The sequence below is a fragment of the Streptomyces sp. NPDC058464 genome (assembly GCF_042721035.1).
Lineage (GTDB): Bacteria > Actinomycetota > Actinomycetes > Streptomycetales > Streptomycetaceae > Streptomyces.
This window is the reverse complement of record NZ_JBHXMA010000060.1, coordinates 45825-52810: the sequence shown is the minus strand read 5'-3', so window position 1 is coordinate 52810 and position 6986 is coordinate 45825. Positions and strand designations below refer to the sequence as shown.

The 6986-nt window shown below is 73.6% G+C and carries 5 protein-coding genes and 1 pseudogene; 1 reads left to right on the top strand and 5 read right to left on the bottom strand.

The features are described 5' to 3' along the window. The 3 genes and pseudogenes from ACFWPQ_RS46675 to ACFWPQ_RS46665 form a co-directional block, all read right to left on the bottom strand. Window positions 1–318: pseudogene (locus ACFWPQ_RS46675) on the bottom strand (Toxic cation resistance protein); the annotation flags it as partial. Window positions 319–584: 266 nt separating this feature from the next. Continuing rightward, window positions 585–2540, bottom strand: a complete 1956-nt coding sequence (locus ACFWPQ_RS46670; protein WP_384049772.1) for an FUSC family protein — start codon at window positions 2538–2540, stop codon at window positions 585–587. Window positions 2541–2982: 442 nt separating this feature from the next. Next, window positions 2983–3789 carry an alpha/beta fold hydrolase gene (locus tag ACFWPQ_RS46665; RefSeq protein WP_384049770.1) on the bottom strand — a complete coding sequence of 269 codons (807 nt, stop codon included), beginning with the start codon at window positions 3787–3789 and terminating at the stop codon, window positions 2983–2985. Between the two features lie 78 nt (window positions 3790–3867). Between ACFWPQ_RS46665 and ACFWPQ_RS46660 the strand changes: the two genes are divergently transcribed. Continuing rightward, window positions 3868–5232 carry a PLP-dependent aminotransferase family protein gene (locus ACFWPQ_RS46660; RefSeq protein WP_384049767.1) on the top strand — a complete coding sequence of 455 codons (1365 nt, stop codon included), beginning with the start codon at window positions 3868–3870 and terminating at the stop codon, window positions 5230–5232. Here ACFWPQ_RS46660 and ACFWPQ_RS46655 read toward each other — a convergent pair. Further along, a complete protein-coding gene (locus ACFWPQ_RS46655) occupies window positions 5211–5804 on the bottom strand; it encodes an HAD family acid phosphatase (protein ID WP_384049764.1) in 594 nt (197 codons plus the stop codon). The genes ACFWPQ_RS46660 and ACFWPQ_RS46655 overlap by 22 nt on opposite strands. Before the next feature lie 114 nt (window positions 5805–5918). Continuing rightward, window positions 5919–6872, bottom strand: a complete 954-nt coding sequence (locus ACFWPQ_RS46650; protein WP_384049761.1) for a hypothetical protein — start codon at window positions 6870–6872, stop codon at window positions 5919–5921. Window positions 6873–6986 lie beyond the last annotated feature (114 nt).

The following is a 6986-nucleotide window of genomic DNA, read 5'->3' as shown; positions in this document are numbered from 1 at the left end:
GGTCGCCTCGGCCGTCGGCTCCGGCTCCGGCTCCGGCGCGGTCTCCGTCGTGTCGACCGCCACCTCCGGCTCGATCAGGCGGGTCGCCTGCTTCGGAACCGTTACGTTGTCGAAAGCCGCTGAGACCAGATCGTGTTCGTCGGTCGTTGCCGGGCGGGGCTCCGGGACCGCGGCCGGGGTTTCCGGTTCCGGGGTCTTCTGCGGAGCCGCCGGGGCCGGCGTGGACTGCGAGGGGAGCTGGTCCGCACCCTCTGCCTCGGCAGGGCGCGGCTTTCGCGACCTGCCGAATGCGTTCCGCAGGAGAGTGAGAATGCCCATGTGCGCAACCCTTCGCGTGAGTTGATACCCGTCAATCGCTGGCCAGGACGGACACGTAAGGTTAGCGGCCCCAGGTTGCGATCTTGGGGAGGGTCGATGACTCCTGTCGGGCGTACGGCGGTCGAGTCCCAGACTGTCGTCAAGTAGCCCTCGGTTTGGTTCAGTTCACCTCTCGTTCATTCGGCGGCCGTTCGGGTGGGCCGTCCCGTCCCCGTCGTCACGCTTGCGTCAAGGGTTGGTAATGGGAGAGTAAAGTGCGGATGCGCTCAGTGCGGGGAGGCGATCGCTCTGGCCGCCGCCACCTCCTGGCGCAGGGGTTCCAGGACGCTGTCCGGGGGGCCCGTGAGGTCCGTGCGGACCGCGACGAGGGTCTCCGAGCGGCGGACGCCCTCCGCCAGCTCGCGCAGTTGCAGGGCCACCTGGTCGACCTCGGCCCGGTCCGGGGGAGGTGCTCCGTGCCGGACCCGGACCCGGGCCGCCGTCGTCGCGTCGACGATGCGTTCCACCGCGACGACCAGGGGCCACCAGGCGGCCGCCCGGCGGCCGGTGGGCGGCGGCTCGGTCAGGGCGCGCTGGAACTCGGTGCGGATGACGGACAGGTCGCGGTAGAGGCGGCGGCGCAGCCGGGCGCGGGCGGCGGGGTTGGCGCTCGGATTGAAAGCCAGCTCCACATAGGCCGCCGTGTCCGCCACCGCGTCGGCCAGGCGGTCGCCGACCCGGGTGCGCCAGCTCTCCGGCCAGAGCAGGTACCCGGCGATCAGGGCGATCGCGCAGCCCATCAGGGAGTCGAGGAGGCGGGGCAGGAGCAGCGCCGTGCCCTGGTGGTTCAGTACGTCGGAGAGGAGCAGGATGACCGGGGTGACGGCCGCCGTCTGGAAGCCGTAGCCGCGCGGGGTCAGGGCCGGGACCAGCGGGGCCAGGACCATCATCACCGGTACGTCCCACCAGCCGCGCGGCACCACGGTGAGGACCGTCGCCGCCACCACCAGGCCGGCCACCGTGCCGACCGCGCGCAGCAGCGCCCGGGAGAACACCGAGCCGAAGTCGGGCTTGAGGACGAAGGTGATGGTGAGGGCGACCCAGTAGGAGCGCGGGACCGGGACCAGGGAGACCAGGGCCTGCGCGATCCCGATGCACAGGGCGAGCCGGATGCCGTAGCGCCAGGAGTTGGCGGAGAGGACCACGTTGCGGGCGGCCCGGGCGGTGCGGATGCCGAGGGCGGCGGGGCGGCCCAGGCGGTCGTCGATGCCGCGCGGGTCGACGTCGGGGGTGGTGGCGACCTCGGCCACGTGCCGCAGGGCGTGGTCGACGGCGCGGCCGGTCTCGTTGACCGGCGTGGGCAGGTCGAGCCCTATCGGTCCGGTGTAGCCGGTCTCGATGGCGTCGGCGATGTGCAGGACCGCGGCCGGGACCTGGGGCGGCAGCGGCTTTCCGGCCTGCCGGGCGAGCCGGACGGCCGGGGCGGCCTCCACCACCGGGGTGATCGCGTTCAACTGGGCGAGCATGCGGGTGAGTTCGCTGCTGCGGCCGCGGTACCGGGCGCGCCGGGCCAGGATCAGGTCGTACGACTGGTTCAGCGACTGGGTGACGGTGTGCCGGGCGCGGTCGTACGCCTCGGCGTCGTCGGAGTCGCTGACGGACAGCAGGTCGGCGACCGTGCGGTAGGTGGCGGCGACCGCGGAGCGTTCCGGTACGCCCGAGCGCAGTGGCCAGGCCAGCAGGGCGAGGAGGAGGACCAGCAGGCCGCCGCCGGTCATCAGTACCGGGGTGAGCCACCAGGCGCCGGGCAGCGGGAGGCCCGCGCCGATCACGGAGTTGAGCAGGAGGAGCAGGCCGGATACGGAGGACACCGCGCCGATCGTCGAGATCATCCCGGAGAGCAGGGCGATGCCGGTGATGACGGCGACCGTCAGCCAGCCCTGGCCGTAGACCAGGGAGCCGGCGGTGACTCCGACGGCGCCGAAGAGCTGTGGGACCGCGATGTTGAGGATCCGCATCCGGTAGGCGTCGGCGGTGTCGCCGATGACGCCGGACAGGGCGCCCATCGAGGCGAGTGCGCCGTAGGCGGGCTGTCCTACCGCGAGCCCGACGGCGAGCGGGAGCGCCATGCCGAGGGCGGCGCGGGCGAGGGCGGCCCAGTTGAGGGGGGCTGCCTGCTGCGGCCGGAGGTTCCTTACCAGCCAGTCGGGAGGGGTGAGGCCGATGGGGAACTCGCGGGACATGCGCCCATTATCAGGGGCGGTGCCCGGTGGAGGGTGATGTCCACGAGGAGGGCGCGGGCCGCTTCGGGGGCTGCCGCCCCCGGACCCCCGCATCGGCCTGAACGGCCTCGTCCTCAAACGCCGGACGGGCTGGAAAGTGAGGGTGCGGGCCGGTTGTCGTCTTCAGGCATCGGGCGGGCTGGAGGGTGGTATCGGAGGGTCTTCGTCCTTCGCGCGGCGGACGGGCTGGAGGGTGGGGGTGCGGGCCGGTTGTCGTCTTCAGGCATCGGGCGGGCTGGAGGGTGGTGCCGGAGGGTCTTCGTCCTTCGCGCGGCGGATGGGCTGGAGGGTGGGGGTGCGGGCCGGTTGTCGTCCTTGGGCGCTGGGCTCGTTGGGAGGGGCTGATCGGCTTTCGTATGCGGGTGTGGATCGGTGTGTCCGGCGGTGTGTCCGTCGCGAGGGGTCACGATTCTTCGTCCACCCGGGTCAGGAACTCCTCCAGTGCCCGGTTGAACTCCTCCGGGCGTTCCAGGTTCGGCAGGTGGGATGCGCGGTCGATGATGCGGAGGGTGGCGTCGGGGAGGAGGGCGTGCATGGTCTCGGCGTCGGAGACGGGGGTGTATTCGTCGTGCGCGCCCACCACCACCAGGGCCGGGACCGTGACCTTCGTCAGCAGCGGGCGGTAGTCGGGGCGTTCGGCGCGGCCGCGCAGGGCCGCTGCCGCGCCCTCGGGGTCCGTGGCCGTCATCATGCGGTGGACGTGGGCCTTCACGTCGGGGTGGGCGTGCGGCGCGACCATCTTCTCCAGGACCTCGTCGGCGTAGCCGCGCATGCCCTCGCGGAGCAGCCGGTCGGCCATGGCGTTGCGGGTCCGTCTGCCCTCCAGGGTCTCCGGGTCCGGGAAGGTGTCCGCCAGGACCAGGCCCCGGACGCGCTCGGGGCCGAGGCGGTCGTAGCACTCCATCGCGATCTGGCCGCCCATGGAGAGGCCGACGAGGACGCAGGTGGGCACGTCCAGTGCGTCGAGGAGTTCTTCCAGGTCCGCCGCGAAGCGGGAGAGGGGGGTGACGCCGGGGGTGACCGGGGAGGCGCCGTAGCCGCGCAGGTCGGGGGCGACGACCCGGCGGGTGGGGGCGAAGGCCCTCTGCTGGGGGCGCCACATCGTGCGGTCGAACGGGTGGCCGTGGATGAGGAGGAGGGGGGTTCGTGTGGTGTGTGGATGATTGTCGTAGTGGTCGCCGGCGTCGTCGTGTGCGAGGAAGGGGGGCATGCGGCCGACCCTATGGATCTCCCATTCCTCGGTGCAATAAAATCTTTGCTCTCGGTGCAATAGGACATGGGGGGGACCGTGGACGACTTCCGGGGGATCGCGGACCGGATCGCGTTGGACATCGCGCGGGGGCGGTTGCGGACCGGGCAACGGCTGCCGCCGCAGCGGGCGTTCGCGCGGCGGCACGGGATCGCCGCCTCGACCGCCGGGCGGGTGTACGCCGAACTCGTGCGACGCGGGCTCGTGGTGGGCGAGGTCGGTCGGGGGACGTTCGTGCGGGCCGCGCAGGCGGCGCCGGAGGGGCAGGCGCTGGTCGAGGACGGCGCCGCCCGGGTGAACCTGGAGCTCAACTACCCCTCCGTGCCGGGGCAGTCGGAGCTGCTGGCGCCGGCCCTCGCTCCCCTGCTGCGGCCCGACGCACTCACCGACGCCCTCCGGCCGGGCGCCGCCGACGGCACCCCGCACGCCAGGGAGGCCGCCGCCGAACTGCTCGCCACCGGCGACTGGCGGCCCGACCCCGGCCGCGTCCTCTTCACCGGCAACGCCCGGCAGGCCATCGCCGCCACCCTGGGGTCCCTGGTGCGGCCGGGCGGCCGGATCGGGGTGGAACCGTTGACGTATCCGCTGGTCAAGGAGATCGCCGGGCGGCTCGGCGGCACGCTCGTCCCGGTACGGACGGACGAGGCGGGGCCCGTCGTCGAATCCGTGCTCGCCGCGCACCGGGCCGCGCCGCTCTCCGTGCTCTACCTCCAGCCGACCCTGCACAACCCGACCTCGGTGACCGTTCCGGCCGAGCGCCGCCTCCAGCTGGCGCGTGCGGTGAGCGACCTGGGAGTGCCCGTGGTGGAGGACCGGATCTGGTCGTTCCTGCACCGCGGCCCCGAGCCGCCGCTCGCCGCCCTCGCGCCCCGGCTCGTGCATCTCGTCGACGGGCTCTCCAAGCGGGTCGCGCCCGGTCTCACCGTGGGGTTCGCCGTCGTACCGGAGGACCGGGTGGCGGCGGTGGCGGCCGCCGTGCGGTCCGGGGGGTGGAGCGCGGGGGCGTTCGCGCTGGAGGCGGCCGTGCGGTGGATCGGGGACGGGACCGTGGCGCGGCTGGTGGCGGCCAAGCGGGAGCAGGCCGCGCGGCGCCAGGGGCTGGTGCGCGAGGTGCTCGACGGGTTCGCCGTACGGGGCGATCCGCACGGGTATTTCGCCTGGTGGGAGCTGCCCGAGCCGTGGCGGGCGGACGCCTTCACGGCGGCCGCGGCCGCCCACGGGATCGCGGTCACGCCCGGTACCGCCTTCCGCGTCGACCCGAAGCGGACACCGGACGCGGTACGGCTCGGGCTCGCGTCGGCGGCGGAGCCGGAGCTGGTGGGGGCGCTGCGGACGCTGGCCGCCCTCGCGGCGCGCGGTCCGCGGCAGCCCCCGTCGGACGGTCAGTCCAGCAGGCCGTCGTAGTCCGGCAGCTTGTAGGTGGTGTCGGCGTAACCGCCGGACAGGTCCGTCGTGTTGTTGCCGATGTTCGCGACGATGTCGTAGCCGTTCGCCTCGATCGCCTTGCGCTGCGAGGTCTTGAAGTCCGCGACGGACTCGGTCAGCAGCTGGGCGACCGTGCGCGCGTAGAGGCCGTCGACGGTGTAGCCGACCGACTTCAGGTTGGCCTTGGTCACCACGTTGTACAGGTCGCTGCGGGCGCTGACGAAGAAGACGCTGACACCCTTGGCGTGCGCGTCCTGGGCGAGGGCGAGCACCGGCGGGGTGGCGGGGATGGTGATGCCGCCCTCGAAGTACGTCTCCAGCGAGGTGTTGTCGATGTCGAGGACGATCGCCAGCTTGGCGCCGGAGGTGTTGGCGGCGGCGCGGTTGTCGATGTAGGTCTGCGCGGGGCCGGTGACGGCGGCGACGTCGGACAGCCACTGGGCCTCGGTGACGGTCGAGTCGGCGGCCTGCGCGGGCAGCGCGGCGGCGAACGACAGGGCGAGGCCGGCCGTGAGGACGACGGCGGCACGGCGCGCGGTGGGACGGTTCATCGGGTGCGAGCTCCTCAGGTCACGTCGGCCGCCGGCGTTCCGTACCGGTGGCCGTCGTTCCGCCACGGTGGTCGGCCGGGGCGCCCGCCGGGTGTCCCCTGGAGAAGCAGCCGGTTACGTGACTGGCATGTTCTGGTCAGAAGTCTGTGAATCGGCCCTGAGGGACGCGGAATCGGCTGTGCCGGCGGCCGGTTGCCGCGCCTCCTGGGACCTCGGCCGGCGCAGACGTCCGCCGGCCCAGGTCGCCGCGGCCACCGTCAGGCCGAGGGCCACGAGCAGCCAGGAGACCGTGCGGAGGGTGGACGTCAGGGCGTCGTAGACGGCGGCCGCGGCCGGGTGCGAGACGTCCGGCGGCAGGTCGGCCAGGGTGAGCCGGCGGCCGACCGAGAGGGCGAGGCCGAGCAGGGCACCGCCCAGGGCCGTGCCCAGCGCGGTCGCCGTGACGGCACGGCGCCGGCGGACGGCGACGGCGATGCCGCCGGCCGCGAAGACGACGGCCGCGACGGGAAGCCAGAAGCCGGCGACTTCGAGCACGTGGAACCCCTTCCGGAGCCGGTCCAGTTCGGCGGCCGGGAGTACGGCGACCGCCGTGTGCTGGACCGGGATACGGGCCGCGAGCGGCACATGGTCCTGGGTGAGCTGGTCCTTGACCTGCGCGGTGACCGGGGCGAGGTCGACGGTCACGGGCTCCTCGCGCTCGCCCTGGAGCGCCCGCAGCACGGCGTCGTGGGTGGCCCGGTTGCCGGCGTCCCAGGCCAGCCGGAACGCCCGGGTCTGGGTGAAGGATCGGACCGCCTCGCGCACGAACGGCGCCACCGTGCCCCGCATCGGCAGGCCGACGTCCACCTCGCGCATGATGCCGTCGCCGACGGTGTCCGCCACGGCGTCCCGGACGTCCGGGTCGTCGGCCAGCGGTGCCATCGTGCTGACGTACTGTCCGGTGTCCGCCAGCCCGTAGGCCGCCCACGCCGCGAGCGCGCCGAACGGCAGCAGCAGGCAGGCCAGCGCGATCAGCAGGGCCGACAGGGCGCCCCGAAGACGTGAGCGCGGCGCGGGCCGGGGAGGCACGGGGGGCACGCTTCCAGGCAAGCCCCTGGGGGCCGGTCAGGCGAGCGGTGTGACTGCATTCGGGGGCATCGCGGGGCGCAGGTCAAGCCGAACGGGCGCTACGACGGCCCCGGC

Coding starts and splice junctions, on each gene's coding strand:
- ACFWPQ_RS46665 (WP_384049770.1), bottom strand. CDS start 3,789: ATGCCCCCCTTCCTCGCACACGACGACGCCGGCGACCACTACGACAAT.
- ACFWPQ_RS46655 (WP_384049764.1), bottom strand. CDS start 5,804: ATGAACCGTCCCACCGCGCGCCGTGCCGCCGTCGTCCTCACGGCCGGC.
- ACFWPQ_RS46670 (WP_384049772.1), bottom strand. CDS start 2,540: ATGTCCCGCGAGTTCCCCATCGGCCTCACCCCTCCCGACTGGCTGGTA.